General features: G+C 73.4%; 17 protein-coding genes and 1 pseudogene. 6 read left to right on the top strand and 12 right to left on the bottom strand.

The window, feature by feature from the left end; genetic code table 11:
- The first annotated feature begins 4 nt into the window (after nt 1–4).
- Nucleotides 5–562: a telomere-protecting terminal protein Tpg gene (gene tpg / locus ACE1OA_RS01780; protein WP_356604643.1), complete on the top strand. Its 558-nt coding sequence runs from the start codon at nt 5–7 to the stop codon at nt 560–562.
- Nucleotides 563–744: 182 nt separating this feature from the next.
- Here tpg and ACE1OA_RS01775 read toward each other — a convergent pair whose 3' ends face one another.
- On the bottom strand, nt 745–1,278 hold the full coding sequence (locus tag ACE1OA_RS01775; RefSeq protein WP_432752094.1) for a hypothetical protein: 534 nt from the start codon (nt 1,276–1,278) through the stop codon (nt 745–747).
- Between the two features lie 161 nt (nt 1,279–1,439).
- Here ACE1OA_RS01775 and ACE1OA_RS01770 point away from each other — a divergent pair, with 161 nt between their 5' ends.
- Nucleotides 1,440–1,733, top strand: coding sequence for a YkvA family protein (locus ACE1OA_RS01770; RefSeq protein ID WP_356604639.1), 294 nt, complete (start codon nt 1,440–1,442; stop codon nt 1,731–1,733).
- Nucleotides 1,734–1,933: 200 nt separating this feature from the next.
- Nucleotides 1,934–2,776, top strand: a complete 843-nt coding sequence (locus ACE1OA_RS01765; protein WP_432752093.1) for an endonuclease I family protein — start codon at nt 1,934–1,936, stop codon at nt 2,774–2,776.
- A 161-nt stretch (nt 2,777–2,937) separates the two neighbouring features.
- Here ACE1OA_RS01765 and ACE1OA_RS01760 read toward each other — a convergent pair.
- From ACE1OA_RS01760 to ACE1OA_RS01725, 8 genes and pseudogenes are all read right to left on the bottom strand, one after another.
- Nucleotides 2,938–3,123 (bottom strand): annotated as a pseudogene (locus ACE1OA_RS01760) (cytosine deaminase); the annotation flags it as partial.
- A gap of 59 nt (nt 3,124–3,182) precedes the next feature.
- A complete protein-coding gene (locus tag ACE1OA_RS01755) occupies nt 3,183–3,440 on the bottom strand; it encodes a hypothetical protein (protein WP_384871153.1) in 258 nt (85 codons plus the stop codon).
- Nucleotides 3,427–3,711, bottom strand: coding sequence for a DUF6400 family protein (locus ACE1OA_RS01750; RefSeq protein WP_356604633.1), 285 nt, complete (start codon nt 3,709–3,711; stop codon nt 3,427–3,429). The genes ACE1OA_RS01755 and ACE1OA_RS01750 overlap by 14 nt, the downstream gene beginning before the upstream one ends.
- 235 nt (nt 3,712–3,946) lie before the next feature.
- The gene (locus ACE1OA_RS01745) at nt 3,947–4,321 is read right to left on the bottom strand and encodes a PRC-barrel domain-containing protein (protein WP_356604631.1); all 375 of its coding nucleotides are present in this window, start codon (nt 4,319–4,321) and stop codon (nt 3,947–3,949) included.
- A gap of 352 nt (nt 4,322–4,673) precedes the next feature.
- Entirely contained in the window at nt 4,674–5,321 is a 648-nt protein-coding gene (locus ACE1OA_RS01740) for an alpha-ketoglutarate-dependent dioxygenase AlkB (protein WP_361312576.1), read from the bottom strand.
- A 71-nt stretch (nt 5,322–5,392) separates the two neighbouring features.
- The gene (locus tag ACE1OA_RS01735; protein WP_147975991.1) at nt 5,393–5,620 is read right to left on the bottom strand and encodes a hypothetical protein; all 228 of its coding nucleotides are present in this window, start codon (nt 5,618–5,620) and stop codon (nt 5,393–5,395) included.
- 140 nt (nt 5,621–5,760) lie between these two features.
- Nucleotides 5,761–6,996 (bottom strand): nitric oxide synthase oxygenase, encoded by a 1,236-nt coding sequence (locus ACE1OA_RS01730; protein WP_384871146.1) that lies wholly within the window; start codon nt 6,994–6,996, stop codon nt 5,761–5,763.
- A gap of 167 nt (nt 6,997–7,163) precedes the next feature.
- Complete coding sequence (locus tag ACE1OA_RS01725) at nt 7,164–8,486, bottom strand: diacylglycerol/lipid kinase family protein (RefSeq protein ID WP_356604625.1); 1,323 nt, start codon at nt 8,484–8,486, stop codon at nt 7,164–7,166.
- A gap of 493 nt (nt 8,487–8,979) precedes the next feature.
- Between ACE1OA_RS01725 and ACE1OA_RS01720 the strand changes: the two genes are divergently transcribed.
- The 3 genes from ACE1OA_RS01720 to ACE1OA_RS01710 all read left to right on the top strand — a co-directional run bounded on the left by ACE1OA_RS01720 (nt 8,980) and on the right by ACE1OA_RS01710 (nt 11,738).
- On the top strand, nt 8,980–9,801 hold the full coding sequence (locus tag ACE1OA_RS01720; RefSeq protein ID WP_432752092.1) for a class I SAM-dependent methyltransferase: 822 nt from the start codon (nt 8,980–8,982) through the stop codon (nt 9,799–9,801).
- Nucleotides 9,802–10,063: 262 nt separating this feature from the next.
- Entirely contained in the window at nt 10,064–10,918 is an 855-nt protein-coding gene (locus ACE1OA_RS01715; protein WP_432752091.1) for a hypothetical protein, read from the top strand.
- Between the two features lie 151 nt (nt 10,919–11,069).
- Nucleotides 11,070–11,738 (top strand): class F sortase, encoded by a 669-nt coding sequence (locus tag ACE1OA_RS01710; RefSeq protein WP_356604620.1) that lies wholly within the window; start codon nt 11,070–11,072, stop codon nt 11,736–11,738.
- Between the two features lie 250 nt (nt 11,739–11,988).
- Here the strand turns inward: ACE1OA_RS01710 and ACE1OA_RS01705 are convergent, their stop codons facing one another.
- From ACE1OA_RS01705 to ACE1OA_RS01695, 3 genes are all read right to left on the bottom strand, one after another.
- Nucleotides 11,989–13,365, bottom strand: coding sequence for an NAD(P)/FAD-dependent oxidoreductase (locus tag ACE1OA_RS01705; RefSeq protein WP_432752090.1), 1,377 nt, complete (start codon nt 13,363–13,365; stop codon nt 11,989–11,991).
- A gap of 291 nt (nt 13,366–13,656) precedes the next feature.
- On the bottom strand, nt 13,657–14,697 hold the full coding sequence (locus ACE1OA_RS01700) for a serine hydrolase domain-containing protein (protein WP_432752089.1): 1,041 nt from the start codon (nt 14,695–14,697) through the stop codon (nt 13,657–13,659).
- A 120-nt stretch (nt 14,698–14,817) separates the two neighbouring features.
- Nucleotides 14,818–15,309 carry a GNAT family N-acetyltransferase gene (locus ACE1OA_RS01695; RefSeq protein ID WP_432752088.1) on the bottom strand — a complete coding sequence of 164 codons (492 nt, stop codon included), beginning with the start codon at nt 15,307–15,309 and terminating at the stop codon, nt 14,818–14,820.
- Nucleotides 15,310–15,868: the final 559 nt, after the last annotated feature.

Raw genomic sequence — 15,868 nt, 5'->3', positions numbered from 1 at the left:
CGCGATGAGCATGTTCGGCGACGGCCTGGACAAGGCGGTGCAGTCGGCGTTCACCCGCCCCGCTCCCAAGTCGGCGGGCGCGCAGATGCGTTACCTGGTACGACAGCTCAAGGGCACGCGGGCCGTCGCCGCGCTCCTGGCCGTGTCCCAGCGCCAGGTCGAACGATACGTCGCCGGCACCGCGAAGCGCCCCCGGCCCGACCTCGCGGCCCGCCTGGAGGCCGAGGTCAAGGCCCGCTGGCAGCCGCAGATCCGCGCCAAGGCCCGGCAGCAGGCCGCCACGACCACCGGTATCGTCCTCGACACCCGCGCCCGGCTCGGCTACACCGCCCCGATCGGCAGCACCGACCAGGACCGCGTCCGCCACCTCACCGTGGCCCTGCCCCCGCAGCACGCCGCCCGCCTCCTCGACGCCCAGGACCAGGGCGCCGGCGACGAGCAGCTCCGCCGGATCGCCGCCGAGGCGCTCAAGGAGGTCTACTTCCAGGACGGCGGCCGCCGCGCGGGCTCGCTCGAAGAGGTCCGCTTCACCGACATCCAGCACCTCGAGTTCGGCCTGTGACCCGCAGGGTGTAGGCGACGCCGGGCCAGCCGAGTGGGCCACGACTCATCACGGGGCGGCAGCCGGTGGGACCGGGGGCGACCGCCGTCCGCTCCGTCCGGGTGCGCCGTGGACACCGGAGGAGGCGACCGCGAGGAGCCCGCCCACTTTTCGGCGTGACCGGCGGATCGCGGCGAGTCGGGTCAGTGCCCCGCCGAGGCCTTGACGAGCGCGACCGCCAGCCCGATCGCCGCGTCGACGGCACCGCCGAGCAGGGCGACGGCGGCGCCGCTGCCCATCCGGAGGCCGCCGTACCAGCCCCAGGCGAAGAGGCTCGCGACGCTGACGCCGGCGGACGCGACGAGGGCGGTGTGGAGCGACATCACGTCCAGGGCCGCCGCGCCCACGAGCACCAGGGGCCCCACCGCGGACAGCAGCAGGGGGCTGTCGACCCACAGCATCCGCCGCAACTCCGCGCCGGAGGCGAGCCGGCCGTGCACCACACGGTGCGCCTGCTGGTCGGCGACGAGCGCCGCCAGCCAGAGGCCCACGGCCGCCGTCGCCACGGTGGCCGCGGCCCCGGTGGTCGAGGGGTGCTCGGCCACGGACAGGCCGATGACCACGGAGATCATCGTGATGGTCGCGTACAGCCGCTCCTTGAGCCGCTCGGCAGCGGCCTGCGGGTCGTCGGCCGGGATGGACGCCTGCCCGGTCCCTTCGGTGTCGTCCTGCCCCATTCGGTCAGGGTAGGCCGTCGCCCCGACTCGCCCTGACGTCGTGTCAGAGCGTGTCGCCGGCGCGGCGGTGGGCCCGCGCCGGCGGGGCTCCCGGTTCCGGCCCGACCGGCAAGACACCCCCCCAGGGCGCTGACCCCGCCGCGACAGGGTAGAAGTGCGCCATGGACAGCGAAGTCTGGCTCATCGTGGCCGTCGTTCTCGCGCTCGTGACGGCGGGGTTCGCGGCCGTTCTGCTCGTACGCGTCTTCCGCGCCCGCAGGCTGCTGGTCGACGCCGGGGTGCCGCTGCGCTCCAAGGCGTTGTTCTGGGGGGCGGTGCTGTACACGATCTCGCCGGTCGACCTGATCCCCGACCCGGTCTACCTGGACGACATCGGCGTGCTCCTGGTGGCCCTGCGGGCCCTCCACTCGGCCGCTTCCGGCGTGCGGTCCGCCGGCAAGGACCTGCCGGGCTGACCGTCCCGGGGTGTGTGCGGGGCGTTCACGGTGTCGGCACAGGATGGGTGCGGAGCGTCCACTCGCGGGTGGTCGGGACATGCCAAGCTCGATGGCTCGAACGTTCCGTCATGATCCGCCTGCCGGGCACCACGTGGGGGTCGGCCGCGCCGACGCCCGAACGAGGTGCCCGCCGAGAGGGAGAGGACACCCCCCACTTCATGTCCGCTCACCACAAGCACCGCCCCTGGCGGCGCCCCGTCCTGGCCGTCGTCGCGGCTGCGGCCGTCGCCGTACCCGCCTCGGCCTTCGCCTCCGGCGCTCCGCCCGGCGCCTCCGCGTCCCGGGGCGGCACGGCCCCGACGGCGGCCGAGGCGCTGGACGACAGCTACTACGAGGGCGCGGTCGGGAAGACCGGCGACGAGCTGAAGACCGCCCTGCACTCGATCATCAGCCAACAGACCAAGCTCTCCTACGACGAGGTCTGGGACGCGCTGCAGACCACCGACGAGGACCCGGACGACTCCGGCAACGTGATCCTGCTCTACTCCGGTCGCTCACAGGCGAAGGCCGCGCACGGCAGCGGCGCCGACGACTGGAACCGCGAGCACGTCTGGGCCAAGAGCCACGGCGACTTCGGCACGGCGACCGGACCCGGCACCGACATCCACCACCTGCGCCCGGAGGACGCCTCCGTCAACGCCACCCGCGGGAACCTGGACTTCGACAACGGCGGCGACCCGGTGGAGGAGGCCCCCGGCAGCAAGGCCGACGGCGACTCGTTCGAGCCGCGCGACGCCGTCAAGGGCGACGTCGCCCGCATGATCCTCTACATGGCCGTCCGGTACGACGGATCCGACGGCTTCCCCGACCTCGAACCCAACGACCGGGTCGGCAACGGCAGCGCGCCCTTCATGGGCAGCCTGACGGCCCTGAGGCAGTGGAACGACGCCGATCCGCCGGACGCGTTCGAGAAGGCGCGCAACGAGCGGATATTCGGCATACAGAAGAACCGGAACCCCTTCGTGGACCACCCCGAATGGGTCGCCGCGATCTGGAAGTAGTCCGCCCGAGGTGACGCGCACCCGGTCGCGGCGGGTCCTCCGCCGCGACCGGGTGCGCGCCTGGTCTTCCGGGACGGGTCCGTGCGGGCGCCCTAGTCCAGGAACGCGCCGTCCCGGGCCACGACCACGCCGCCGTGCACGACCATGTCCCTGCGGGGCATGTCGATGGCGCCCGTGCGCGCCGCCTTCTCCAGCAGCTGTGCCGTGCCCGGGGTGCGGATGACACCGTGCTGGGGGAAGGCCGCGATCTGGACGCCGAGCGCGTGACGCAGCCGTTCCCGGGCGTCCGCCACGCCCTCCACCCCGGCCAGCCCGTAGGCCGGGGCCACGTCGGCGTGGACGCGCGGGCTCCAGGTGGCGGGCGACGACGCGCGGGCCGACCCGTGCGGGCGGGCCCGGGAAGGATTCAGGGGCGCGGTCGGCCGCTGGTGATCCGGTGCCAGAGGGAGCGGGTGGCGCCGAAGCCGCTCTCGTGCGCCCACACGTGGGTGCACGACGGGCACTGGAGGTGGAGCAGGCTGCCCTTGTTGGTCAGCAGGTAGCGCCAGTGGTCGGGGCACGTACGACCCTGCTCGCACGGCGCGCAGCCGCGGCTGTCGTCGCACTCCGGACAGGCCACCCAGGCGCGTCGCCCGCGGTCCGCCTGCGGGTCAAGCGGGAGCATGGCCGCCACCGCGCCGGGGCAGTACGCCGGACGCGACGAGCTCGTCGTACAGGCGCTGCTGGTCCGCGTCGAGCCCGGAGTAGAGGAGGTCGTACGCCGCCTCCTCGCCGTTCATCACCTGGAGCGGGTCCCAGTGCGGGCCTATGGCGTCCAGCACGAGGACCTGGCGCTCGGCCTCCTGGGCGGTGAGGTCGACGGTGAAGTCGACCAGCGCGGAGTCCGGGCGGCCGGAGCCGTCCGGGGCGGGGGACGGGGGGACGTGAGAGGTCATGGAGGGAACTTAGGTAACCCTTCCTTGATCCGGCAAGGAGGGGTGGGAGAAGTCACAGCCGCCGGCGCGCCGCCGTCGTCGACCCGCGGAAGGCCCCCGGTCGCGGCCGAGGGCCGCCGTGACCGCCCCGGCGGCGCTCGCCGCGGCGGGACTCCCCGGCCGCGGACCGGGCGCGCGAACGGCCCCGGCCCGAAGGGGGCCGGGGCCGCAGTGTGCCGCCGGGGCGGGTGTCGCCTCAGGCAGGCCGCGATCCACCCGGGAACGGGCCGCCCGTGCGGTAGTACTGGGCGATCTCCTCCCGGTACTGCTGGTCGGCGAGGTGCTTGTCGGAGTGGAACTCCGGCGAGTCCTTGATCTGCTCCTTGCTGAGCCCGATGTGGACCGTCTGCTCGTCCAGGTCGACCCGCGTCACCGTGCTGGCGGGGAGCAGGACTTCCTTGCCGAAGATCCACACGCCGGTGTCGACGACCAGGTAGGCGTCGTTGACCTCGTCCGAGTGCTTGTCGACCTTGCCGATGTGGCCGTCGACCGCCTCGACCTTCCATCCGATCAGGTTCGTGCCCGTGAGGTGACCCGTCGTCGTTCCGTAGCTCCACGAGTTCTCGGTCATGTCGTCACTCCTCTGATTCTCGGAACCGTCCGATTCGTGTTCTCGGCCGCTCGCTCCGGTCGGTCGGCACATCTGCCGCCCCGCCGGAACGGTGCCGGGCCCACCGGCCCATGACCCTCCGCCTGCCCGGGGGTTGCCGATCCACACCTGCGCGCCGGAGCTCGCGATCCGGACGGGACGACACCCGCCAGGTCCTGTCCGGGCGATCTTCTCGGGCCCGCGACGACGGCTGCGGCGTCTCGCGGCGTTGTCGGAGTCGCCCGAGTACGCCCAGTACGAGGGCGATCCTCCGCCTTGCGATACACCACATCCGACGCCGCGGGCCGATCCTCGAAGATCGCCCGGACAGGACCTAGTTCACGCCCCGGGTGCGGAACTGGACGCTGATCCGGGGGCCCACCGCGCGGGTCGTCTTCGGGACGGCGTGCTCCCAGGTCCGCTGGCAGGATCCGCCCATCACGACCAGGTCGCCGTGGCCCAGCGGGAGCCGCAGGGCCACGGCGCCGCCGCCCCGGGGGCGGAGGGCGAGCGTGCGGGGATCGCCCAGGGAGAGGATGGCGACCATCGTGTCCTGCGTGGCCGAGCGGCCGTTGCGGTCGCCGTGCCAGGCGACGCTGTCGCGGCCGTCCCGGTAGAGGCAGAGGCCCGCGGTGACGAAGGGTTCGCCGAGTTCGGGGGCGTAGTGGGCACTCAGGGTCTCGCGCGCGTCGAGCAGGGCGGGGTGGGGGAGTTCGGCGCCTTCGCGGTAGTACGCGAGGAGGCGGGGCACGGCCACCACGCCGTCGTACATCCGGCGGGTCTCCTCCTGCCACGGCACGCGTGCGGCGAGGTCGTCGAACAGCGCGTCGGCGCCGTCGAACCAGCCGGGCAGGTGGTCGACCCAGGCCCCCTGGTCCAGCGCGGTCCGCCGGACGCCGTCCAGCGGACCGGGCCCGATGTCCGCGCCCTGGTCGAAGAGGGACCCCTGGAAGCCCGGGATGTCCGTTCGTGCTGCCGTCATGGGTCCAGCATAGACACTCGCCCGAACATGTGAGCGATTCGCTGAAGGGTGCTCGCGCGAGGGGCCGCGGGTCAGAGGATGTGGATGCGCTCCAGGGTCCCCTCGGCGTCGCGGATCATGAGGTCGTGCCCCTTGGCGCGCTCCCGCTCGACGTACCCGAGGAGCAGGATCGCCCGGTTGATGACGTCGGCCTTGCTGACGCCGCTCGCGGCGACCAGCTCGGACACGGCGGTCACCGCCGGCGGGCAGAGCGTCACGGAGAGGCGCTCGCTGTCGGGGTGCGAGGGGAGGCGGCTCATGGTGCGGCCTTTCGGTCCGGTCGGCGGGGGCGAGTTCAGCATGTCATCAGTGGTGCGAATCCGCACCACATTTGCACCAGGCTGGTCGCCGGGTCGCCCCCGATCGCCCTAGGCGGCGGTCGCCGCCGGGGCCGCCGGGATCAGTTCTCGCGTGCGACGAAGGCAGGCCGCAGCGAGGGGTCGACGGGGTCGTAGTACCGGTGGAAGACCGGGGTCGCCGAACCGGAGACCGGCGGGACGATCCAGCTCCAGTCGGCGGGCGTCGGCCTCCCCAGGCGGCTCTCCTGGGCGATGTGGCGGAGGAACCGGTCCGACTCGGTGTGGTGGTCGCTCATCGTCACCCCGGCCTCCTGGAAGGAGTGCAGCACCGCCACGTTGAGCTCGACCAGCGCGCGGTCCCGCCACAGCGTGCGCTCCGAGGAGCGGTCGAGCCCCAGCCGCTCGGCGACCACCGGCAGCAGGTCGTAGCGCTCGGCGTCGGCCAGGTTCCGGGCGCCGATCTCGGTTCCCATGTACCAGCCGTTGAACGGCGCCGTCGGGTACCGCACGCCGCCGATCTCCAGGGTCATGTTGCTGATCGCGGGCACGGCGTACCAGCGCAGCCCCAAGTCCGCGAACCACGGGTGGTCGGGGTGGCTCAGCGCCACCTCCAGCACCGCGTCGTCCGGCAGCTCGTACCACCGGGGCGCGGCGTCGGGCAGCTGCCGGACCATCAGCGGCAGTGGCTGGAAGCGCGCTTCCTCGCGCTTCCAGCCCAGGTCGCGGGCCCGGGAGGTGAGATCGGCGCCGTGCGGGTCGCCGATCCAGCGGCCGCCGGGCCCGGTGTGTCCGGCGTACCGCACGAGCTGGTCGTTGACGATCCGCGGCGCGGGACGGCCCGGCGCGTCCGGCGCGAAGACGGAGATCACCGGACGGATCCGGCCGCCGTTGGCGGCCGACCGCAGATGGTCGAAGCAGTGTGCGGCGATGTCGTCGGCGGACGTGACGTGCCGCAGGTCCCGCACCACCAGACTGCGCCAGTAGAGCCTGCCGATGCACCTGGCCGCGTTGCGCCACGCGACGCGGGCGCCGAAGGAGAGTTCGGCGGGGGAGTGGGTGTACGTCCCGGTGCGGTCGATCTCGTCCAGTACCTCGCGGATCCTCCGGTCCACGTCGCCCGCGGCGCGCGGCTGCTCCTCGTGGAACTGGCGGACGAAGTCCTCCGCCTGCTGCCGGTCCGCCGCGTCCGGCGCCGGATCCGGTCCGTGCGGCACGCGTACCGCCGGAGCGGCGCCTCCGCGCGCGTCGTCGGACGTGTGGGGGCAGGCGCTGTTCCTCGGGACCAGCTTCCAGCGGCGGCTCAGACTGAAGACCACGGTGTTCCCTCCCGCGGTCATGACTACCGGAAGGAAGCGTCCGAGCGCGGAGAGTGAGTGAATGTCCGTCGGGAGAGGCATGCCTCCTGGTAGGGTGCCGCCCGACGACCCGAGGCCGGGCTCGCCGTGCCCCGTCCGGGCGGCCTTCCCGGCCCGCGACGACCGCCCGGTCGGAAACCCGGGCTCCCTCAGCGCGCGCGGCCCACGGCCAGCGAGATGATCCACCGCCAGTTCAGCGGCGAACTCGGGGCCGCGGTGCCGGGCCGGTTCCGGGGCACGAGGACGCGAAGGGCGCGCGGGCGCAGGGTGCAGACGACCGGCGTGGGCAGCGTCAGCGCCTCGCCGTCCACCGCGACGGGGATGGTGTCGGCGTCGGCCGTGACCTCCACCCCGCGCGCCGTCAGGACGCTGAGCCCCGACGAACGCGTTCCCCGCACGGCGAGGTCGGCGGCCTGCCCGGCGGTCTCCACCCGAAGGCCGATCACACCGAGCTTCCCCCGGTCGAGGCGGGCCCGGAGGCCCGAGGCCATCGGATCCGGCGCGGCGTAGGGGTTGTTGCTGACCAGGATCGCCTGCTGGTCGACGAGCCGCTTGTCACCCGCCCTCGCGTCGAGGCGCCGGCTGCTGTCCGCGAGCAGGTCGGGCATCAGGTCGAGCGCCGTTCCGGCCTTCGCGTCGCGGTACTCCGGACGCTGCACGATGTCCGCGTAGACCCCGAACGACACGGTGTTGACGAAGGGCCGGCCGCTGACCGAGCCGAGGTCGACCCGCACCTCCTCGCCGTCCGTCAGGGCGTCCAGACACCGGGCCGGGTCCGTACGGTCCAGTCCGAGGTCCATCGCGAAGTGGTTGCGCGTACCGGCGGAGATCACGAGGAACGGCAGGTCGTTGTCGGCCGCCACCCGGGCCACCAGGGCCTGGGTGCCGTCACCGCCCGCCACCCCCAGCAGGTCCGCCCCCGCGGCCACGGCCTCGCGCGCCAGCGCCTCCACGTCGGTCCCGGCCTTCGTGTCCAGCAGGTGTACCTCGGCCCCGAGCCGCTCGGCCCGCTCCACGAGCCCGAAACGGCCGACCTTGCCGCCGCCCGACTCCGGGTTCATGATCAGCACGGGCCGCCGGGGAGCCGGCCTCGTCCTGCCGCGCATCACGTACGCCTTCCCCGTCGCACGCACGGCCGCCCGCGCGCACAACAGGGCCACGCCGTACAGGCCGATGGCCAGCAGGGCGTTGCCCCACACCCCCTCCGACGTGAAGTGGAGCAGCACGCCGACGGGTGCGCCGACCGCCAGGAGGGCGCCGGCCACGCGCACCAGCCCACGCCGGGCCACCAGCCACCACAGGCCCACCGCCGAGACGACGATGCCGCCGATCCCGCTCACGAGCACCAGCGGCCCGGCCGTGCCCACCACCAGCAACACGACCAGGATCGATGCCACCAGCAACAACAGGGCGCAGCGGGCCAGGAGCCGCGCCGCTCCCCGCCTCCTGCCCGAACCATCCAGCGGTTCCACGTCCGGCCCCAGCCTTTCCACTCGGCCTCGTGAGGCGTCGCTGCCCACCAGGCCATGATGCGCCCCGCTCGCCCGGGCCCGAACTCCCTACCCAAGCGGCGCCCGGGGACGAGGTCAACCTGCGACCGACCAGCGAGCCGAGCAGCGAGCCGACCAGCGAGAGGCGGGCGCCGGGCCGCGCCGGCCGCCGCCCGCGGGACGGCCCCTCCCCGTTCGACCCCGCCTCGCCGTAGGGGTGTCGTGCCGATCAAGCCGGGGCCGCCCGCCCGTCCCCGTCACCGCAGCACCCGCTTGGGCCGATCGGCGCAGGCTGCCCGGCGCGCCTCGCCGGGGCGGGCGGCCCCCCGGGGAGGATCGGTGCGGCGGCGGCCCCGGCACGGGCCGCCGGATACCGCACCAGCGCGCGAAGAGGTCCGGCCATGAGCATGCTCGACGACCCGCCGTCCCGACCGGCGGGGCCGCACGACACCCTCGGCGACCCGCAGGCGTCGACGTGACCGCCGCCCCGCGCGGCGACGCGCCCGGCGGCGGCCGCTACGGCGAGACCGTCTTCCGTCCCGAACAGGCGGGCGAGGGCGAACGCATCGACTTCGGCGCCCTCGCCTACGACGACATCACCGTGGCGCGGCTGCTCGCCCTCGGAGCCGGCCCGGGGTGGCACTGCCTCGACCTGGGCGCCGGCACGGGAACCGTCTCCCGCCGGCTGCTGGCCGAGGCCGAGGTGGCGAGCGTCCTCGCCGTGGACCGCGACGTACGGTTCCTCGCCGAGCGTCCCGTGCCCGGGCTGGACGTACTGGAGGCCGACCTCACCGCCCCCGACTTCGACCCCGGCCGGTTCCGGCTCGTGCACGCGCGCTTCGTCCTGATGCACCTGACCGAGCGCGAACAGCTGATCACCCGGCTCGCCGAACTCGTCGAACCCGGCGGCGTCCTGGTCCTCAGCGACGCGGTCGACCTGACGAGCGACCGGGCCCCCGACACGCCGTACACCACGGCGATGCGGGCCATGTGGCAGGGGTTGCGGGCCACCATCGGCACCGACGTCTCCGGGGTGCCCTCCTACCCGCACCTGCTGCGCGCGGCGGGCCTCGACCAGGTCGCCGCGGAGATCCACGTGCCGCCCCTGGTACCGGGCAGCCCCATCAGCCGCTTCTGGGCGGACACATGGGACCGCGGCAGAGCGGCGATGACCGCCACCGGCCTGGTCGACGACGAGGCCGTCGACGCGGCGATCCGGTACCTGGACTCCGACGCCTGCGCCGCGCTGTCGGCCGGCATGCTCACCGTCTGGGGCCGCAAGCCCGACGAGCCGTGACGATGACCCGCCCGGCCCTCGCCCGGCGCCACGGTTGTTCGAGATGCCGACCCGCACCGCCTGTCGCCCCGTCAAACACCGCCACGGCGTGGCGTACCGCCCAACGGATGACGGCCGGTGAAGCACCACTCGTTGAGCCCTGTCCCCGGCATCCCCCGGTGGCGCCACCGCACCGGGGATTCGACGGTGGTTCAGTCGCCGCCGCGTAGAGAAAGAGCCGACGAACGGTCAGCTGACGCCGCCGGCGACGAAAGGAAAGATCATGCGTTCAGCCCGCATCCTTCTCGCCGCCACCGCCACGGTGGCGCTCACGATCGCCGGCCCCACGGCGATCGCCGCACCCCTCGGAGACTGGGACAAGAACGACTCGTCGCACAGCAAGGACCACGACTGGGACCACGACAAGGACCACGGCAAGCCGCACGGTGGTGTGCACACCGGTGGTGGCGCGCTGTCGCTGGTGGGCGACGGTGACTGGGACAAGGAGAAGGACAAGGACGGTAAGTGGTCGAAGGACCACGAGAAGCCGCACGGTGGTGTGCACACCGGTGGTGGCGCGCTGTCGCTGGTGGGCGAGGGCGACTGGGACAAGGAGAAGGACAAGGACGGTAAGTGGTCGAAGGACCACGAGAAGCCGCACGGTGGTGTGCACACCGGTGGCGGTGCGCTGTCGCTGGTGGGCGAGGGCGACTGGGACAAGGAGAAGGACAAGGACGGTAAGTGGTCGAAGGACCACGAGAAGCCGCACGGTGGTGTGCACACCGGTGGCGGTGCGCTGTCGCTGGTGGGCGAGGGCGACTGGGACAAGGAGAAGGACAAGGACGGTAAGTGGTCGAAGGACCACGAGAAGCCGCACGGTGGTGTGCACACCGGTGGTGGCGCGCTGTCCCTCGTGAACGACGGTGACTGGGACAAGGACAAGAGCGCCGCGGACCCGTCCGACAAGAAGGAACACCCGAAGAAGGAGCACGAGAAGCCGCATGGCGGCGTGCACACCGGTGGCGGCGGCCTCGCCGACTCCGGTACCAACGTCGCCGCCGCGAGCCTGCTGCTCCTCGGCGGTGCCGGCGCCGGCGTCTACCTGCTGCGCCGCCGCCGGGCCGGTGCCACGGCCTGAGCTTTTCCCAGGTAGGACACCCCTGCGATGAGCAGGGGCAGGCGGTGGCCGCCGTCCGGCGACGGACAGCACACGGCGGCCACCGCCCCCACACGAGCGGTCGGACGGATGCCGACCGCATTCGACGCTGTGCGCGCCGCGGAGGTGGCGGATGCCCCGGAAGACGGTTCCCCTCAGCGAGAGCCGCGGTCGGCGACGGAAGATCGCCGCGATCCTGTGGCCCCTGGGCCTGGTGGTGCTCGTACTGAGCCTCTTCGGGAGGCTGCCGACACCGGACCCGGTCGTGCCACCGGCGCCGGCGCCGCCCGTCTCGGCACCACCGGCCCGCGCCTCCGAGCGTCCCGCTGAACCGCTCTCGCTGCCCCGCTCGGCGCCGGTACGGCTCGTGATTCCCCGGATCGGCGTGGACGCTCCGTTCACCGATCTGGCGATCGACTCCGGAGGGCAACTCGAAGCCCCGCCTCCGAACGACACCAACCTCGTCGGATGGCACGCGAACGGCACGAGCCCCGGGGAGAGCGGCACCGCCATCGTCGCCGGCCACGTGGACACGAAGACGTCCGCCGCCGTATTCGCCCGACTCGACAGGCTGATCCCGGGCGACCGTTTCGACGTCCGGCGGGCCGACGGCCGCACGGCCACCTTCGCCGTCGACACGCTCGAGACCTTCTCCAAGGGCGCCTTCCCGGACGACCGGGTGTACGCCGACACCGACCGGCCGCTGATCCGCCTCATCACCTGCGCCGGCGTGTACGACAAGAAGGCCCGCGACTACAAGGACAACCTCGTCGTCTTCGCCCACCTCGCCGCCGTCACCTGAGGCACGGCGCCGGCGGTGCACGGCGGAAGGGGGCGCGGCACCGGCCGCGCCCCCTTCCGCCGTGCACCGGCCCGGACGAGGAATCCAGCGGGAAGCCGTCGATGACGGGTCGGACCAGGTCGTTCGGCGCGTCGGCGGCGTGCCCACCGGCGGCCGCCGCCCGCTCGCACCTGCGGCCGGCCCCCGCGATCAACCCGGTACCACCCCGGAGCACCGGCGGGTCGCCCCGGCACCCCGGATCACCTACGGATCACCGTCCCGCGCGGCGCGACCCCTCGACGTGCTCCCGCACCTGGTCCGGTGTCAGGTAGCTGTCGGTGTACTCGAAGTCCTTCAGCTTGGCGGGCTTCCGAGCCTGGAAGCCGGTGCGGACGAAGTCGTCGCCCGCGACCGCGTTGAGCAGCCAGTTCGTCGCCACCCGGGCCTTGGCGACGCCGGTACGCAGCGCCGACCAGTGGTAGCCGCGGGCCACGATCTGGGCGGGCAGGCCGCGCAGCTCCACACCGAGCGGCTTGGACACGGCGTCCTTGCCTCCGAGGTCGACGACGAGTCCCAGGTCCTTGTGGACGTACGGCTTCAACGGCTGCTTGCGCAGGGCCGCGATGACGTTCTCGGCGACGTGCCGGCCCTGCCGCATCGCGTGCTGTGCGGTGGGCGGGCAGATCGCGCCCTCCTCGCCCTTGGCGAGGTCGGGTACGGCGGCGCAGTCGCCGAGGGCGAAGACGCCGTCGTCGCCCGGCAGGCACATCTCGGGAGTCACCGCGAGGCGCCCCCTGACCGTCTCGGCGCCCAGCGTCGCGATGAGCGGACTCGCCACCACGCCCGCGGTCCAGATCAAGGTGCGGGTGGGCACCACCCGCCCGTCCGTGAAGGTGACCTCCTCGGCCGCCGCCTTGTCGATGGACACGCCCAGGGAGACCTCGATGCCGCGTCGTCGGAGCACTTCCTGTGCGCTGCGACCGAGCTTGTCGCCGAGTTCGGGCATCAGCTTCGGCGCGATGTCGATCAGGTGCCACTTGATCAGCCCCGGATCCAGCCGCGGGTAACGCTTGACCGCGGCGTGGGTGAGCCGCTGCAGGCAGGCCGCGGTCTCGGTGCCCGCGTAGCCGCCGCCGACCACCACGAACTGCAGGCGCGAGGCGCGCTCGGCCGGGTCCTGGCTGGCGTCCGCGAGATCGAGCTGCGAGATCACGTGGTCGCGGACGTACGCGGCCTCGGCGAGCGTCTTCATGCCGAACGCGTGGTCCGTCAGGCCGGGGATGTCGAACGTCCGGGTCACGCTTCCCGGGGCCAGCACGATGTGGTCGTACGGCTCGTCGACGATCTCGTCGGTGATCGTGCGCACCACGCACACCTTGGCCTCGAGGTCCACCCCGATGGCCCCGCCCGGGATGATCCGGGTGCGGTACTTGCTGCTGCGCCGCAGCGAGAGGGCGATCGACTGGGGCGTGAGCACGCCGGAGGCGACCTGTGGCAGCAGGGGGAGATAGAGCTGGTAGGCGAACGGTGTCACGAGGGTGACGTCCGCCTCGCCGGGGGAGAGCCTCCGCTCCAGCCGACGGACGCACTCCACGCCTGCGAAACCTGCTCCGACCACCAGGATCCTGGGTCGTGTCATGGTCTTCATCCCTCTCTGCGGCTCCGAGCGGTCTGCCGCGATCCCTGTTCGCCTGCCCTGGATCGCTGCTTCGCACCCTGCCGATCCCATCGTGTCGGCGGCGTTCGGGCGAGCCGGACGCGGCAGCCGGGCGACGGACAGGGCCCGGGGGCTTCCCCTTCGCCCGGCGCCGGGACCGCCCCACGGGGGTGCCGCGGTCGGCCTCGGCGGCCCCTTTTCGCTCCCGCCGTTTCCGTCGCTCCCGCCGTCTCCCGTCGTCTCCCGTCGGCTTCCGTCGGCTTCCGTCGCGTGAGGCTCCGCTCAGGAGCGCGCGGCCTGCAGGGTGCGCAACAGCCCGAAGGCCGGCGCGTCCACCGAGTGCCGCGTGTTGCCCAGGACGACGACGCCCGTCCCGGTCTCCGGGTCGAAGCCCACGAAGGAGCTGAATCCGCCGGTGCCGCCGTTGTGCCAGATCTGCAGATGGGCACCCTGGCGCGCGTGCAGGCGGTGCGCCATCCAGCCGAGGTGGACCCACGCGAAGGAGCTCCTGCGGTGCTCGACCTCCCGGCTGAGCCGGATCCCCTCCGCGAGCTCCGGCGGGCCGCCGTCCAACTGGGCGCGGACGTAGGCCACCAGATCGGTCGCCGTCGACCGCAGGGCGCCGGCGCCGGCCAGGGCGGCCAGGTTCCACGGCGGGGTGGGCCGCCGCCTGCCGTCGTGCCCACCGGCCGTCCGCACCGCGCGGGCGGCGTCCACCGTCACGACGGTGTCGGGCAGGGCCAGCGGGGCGCAGATCTGCTTGGTGATCAGCTGCTCGTAGTCCGTGCCCGCCCTGCGGGCGAGGCCCAGGCCGAGCAGCCCGGCTCCGAGGTTCGAGTAGCGGACGCGCTGCCCGGGCGTGGCACCGAGGCGGGTACGGGCCAGACCGGACAGCAGGACGTCGGCGGTGCAGCCCGCGTACGGATCCGGGGTCCCGGGACGCAGCAGAGCCCGGAGAAGCATGCCCTTGGGCAGCCGCGGCAGACCGGAGGCGTGGGTGGCCAGATGCCGCAGGGTGATCTGCCGGCCGCCCCGGGCCGGTACCGCCGTGCCGTCGGGCAGCAGCCCGGCCAGCGGATCATCGAGCCGCACGGTGCCGGCGGCCGCCATCCGCGCGAGCGCCAGCGCCGTGAACGTCTTCGTCACCGAACCGATCTCGAACAGGGTGTGCGCGTCCGGTGTTCCGCCGGCGTCGCCGCCGGTGCTCCCGGCGCCCCTGATCTCCACGTGGCCGCCCGCGACGGCGGCCACCACGACCCCGACCTGCCGTTCGGCGAGCCGGTCCGCGGTCCGCTGGGCGAGGATGCCGATGTCTGCTGCCATACGCGCCATCATCACGCCGCCCGCGCACCCGTTCATGCGCCTCGATGATGACTTCCACCGCACCGGCGTGCGACATGAGCAGGAGGACCGTCCGCCTCGCCCCGCGTACTGCGCCGGCGCTCAGCCGGTCGCCGGGGCGTCCGCCTCGTGCCGCAGCCAGACGTAGGCGGTCGGCTGGGCGGCGTTCCAGCTCGCGGCGAGATCGGTGTCGACGGTGACGAATCCGGCACCCCGATAGCAGCGCAGAGCCGCCGCGTTGAGGGGGTGGACCCGCATGAAGACGTCGGCGTGGCCCGCGGCCACCGCGTGCGCGAGAAGCCCGCGGACGAGCGTGCGGCCCCATCCCGACCCGCGACGGCCCGGAGCCACGATGATCCGGGCGAGCTCGACCTCGTCCTCCTCGGCGTCGAACCACAGCTCGCCGTACCCGACGACGTCCGCTTCCACCACGAGGACGTGTGCCTGCACGTCCTCGTCCCGCTGCCACTCGGCGACCGTCCGCGCGGGCAGCGGGAACTCCCGCCGCCCGCACCACATGACGACCTCCTGGGCGGAGACCGGCCAGCCCGCCACCGTGTCGGCGTGCGCCGGGGCGAAGGGGAGCAGTTCCATACGAGTCCGTCCGTCCACGACGTCGATCCCCGACGCCGATCCGTTCCGATGAGAAGCACGGACACCGTCGACCCGCCCGGCGCACGCGGGGCCGACCCTATGCCGTCCGAGTCCGCCGCCGCCCGCCCCGTCGGCTCGCGCGCCCCGAGACGACGTCATCGGCGAGAACTCCCGCGAACCGATTACGTGCGAACCGATTACGTGCGAACCGATTACGTGCGAACCGAGTACGAACGAACTGAGTACGCCGGCCCCGGAATCCGTATCGGTGGCCAGACCGGCCGTGCCCGCACCACGGCCAGGAAGGAGGGGAGACGCGACACCGGACGCCACGTCCGCCGAGGCTACCGGCGGACGTCGGGCGATCACGGGCCCGGCCCCGGTGGGGCGCCGGAGCCGGGCCCGCATCCGCCCGTCCTTCCCACTCGACCCTTCGGAGGACCCGCATGCACGCCGCCGTACGCACCGGGCCGATCAGCCGCATCGGCACCGCCCTCGCCACCGACCACACCGGCCCCGGCGCGTGGCCTGCTCGCCTCCGGGCAGGCGTCCCCGGGCC

It is taken from the genome of Streptomyces sp. JL2001, assembly GCF_050917515.1.
Taxonomy (GTDB): Bacteria; Actinomycetota; Actinomycetes; order Streptomycetales; family Streptomycetaceae; genus Streptomyces.
Note: the sequence above shows the minus strand (reverse complement) of the source record. Positions and strands in the feature narration are given on the sequence as shown.

What these genes read in the sequence shown, in the direction of transcription:
- ACE1OA_RS01705 (WP_432752090.1), bottom strand. Translation starts at nt 13,365, where the DNA reads ATGAAGACCATGACACGACCCAGGATCCTGGTGGTCGGAGCAGGTTTC.
- ACE1OA_RS01745 (WP_356604631.1), bottom strand. Translation starts at nt 4,321, where the DNA reads ATGACCGAGAACTCGTGGAGCTACGGAACGACGACGGGTCACCTCACG.
- ACE1OA_RS01715 (WP_432752091.1), top strand. Translation starts at nt 10,064, where the DNA reads ATGCGTTCAGCCCGCATCCTTCTCGCCGCCACCGCCACGGTGGCGCTC.
- ACE1OA_RS01770 (WP_356604639.1), top strand. Translation starts at nt 1,440, where the DNA reads ATGGACAGCGAAGTCTGGCTCATCGTGGCCGTCGTTCTCGCGCTCGTG.
- ACE1OA_RS01700 (WP_432752089.1), bottom strand. Translation starts at nt 14,697, where the DNA reads ATGGCAGCAGACATCGGCATCCTCGCCCAGCGGACCGCGGACCGGCTC.
- ACE1OA_RS01775 (WP_432752094.1), bottom strand. Translation starts at nt 1,278, where the DNA reads ATGGGGCAGGACGACACCGAAGGGACCGGGCAGGCGTCCATCCCGGCC.
- tpg (WP_356604643.1), top strand. Translation starts at nt 5, where the DNA reads ATGAGCATGTTCGGCGACGGCCTGGACAAGGCGGTGCAGTCGGCGTTC.
- ACE1OA_RS01740 (WP_361312576.1), bottom strand. Translation starts at nt 5,321, where the DNA reads ATGACGGCAGCACGAACGGACATCCCGGGCTTCCAGGGGTCCCTCTTC.
- ACE1OA_RS01750 (WP_356604633.1), bottom strand. Translation starts at nt 3,711, where the DNA reads ATGACCTCTCACGTCCCCCCGTCCCCCGCCCCGGACGGCTCCGGCCGC.
- ACE1OA_RS01730 (WP_384871146.1), bottom strand. Translation starts at nt 6,996, where the DNA reads ATGACCGCGGGAGGGAACACCGTGGTCTTCAGTCTGAGCCGCCGCTGG.
- ACE1OA_RS01710 (WP_356604620.1), top strand. Translation starts at nt 11,070, where the DNA reads ATGCCCCGGAAGACGGTTCCCCTCAGCGAGAGCCGCGGTCGGCGACGG.
- ACE1OA_RS01765 (WP_432752093.1), top strand. Translation starts at nt 1,934, where the DNA reads ATGTCCGCTCACCACAAGCACCGCCCCTGGCGGCGCCCCGTCCTGGCC.
- ACE1OA_RS01735 (WP_147975991.1), bottom strand. Translation starts at nt 5,620, where the DNA reads ATGAGCCGCCTCCCCTCGCACCCCGACAGCGAGCGCCTCTCCGTGACG.
- ACE1OA_RS01755 (WP_384871153.1), bottom strand. Translation starts at nt 3,440, where the DNA reads ATGCTCCCGCTTGACCCGCAGGCGGACCGCGGGCGACGCGCCTGGGTG.
- ACE1OA_RS01695 (WP_432752088.1), bottom strand. Translation starts at nt 15,309, where the DNA reads ATGGAACTGCTCCCCTTCGCCCCGGCGCACGCCGACACGGTGGCGGGC.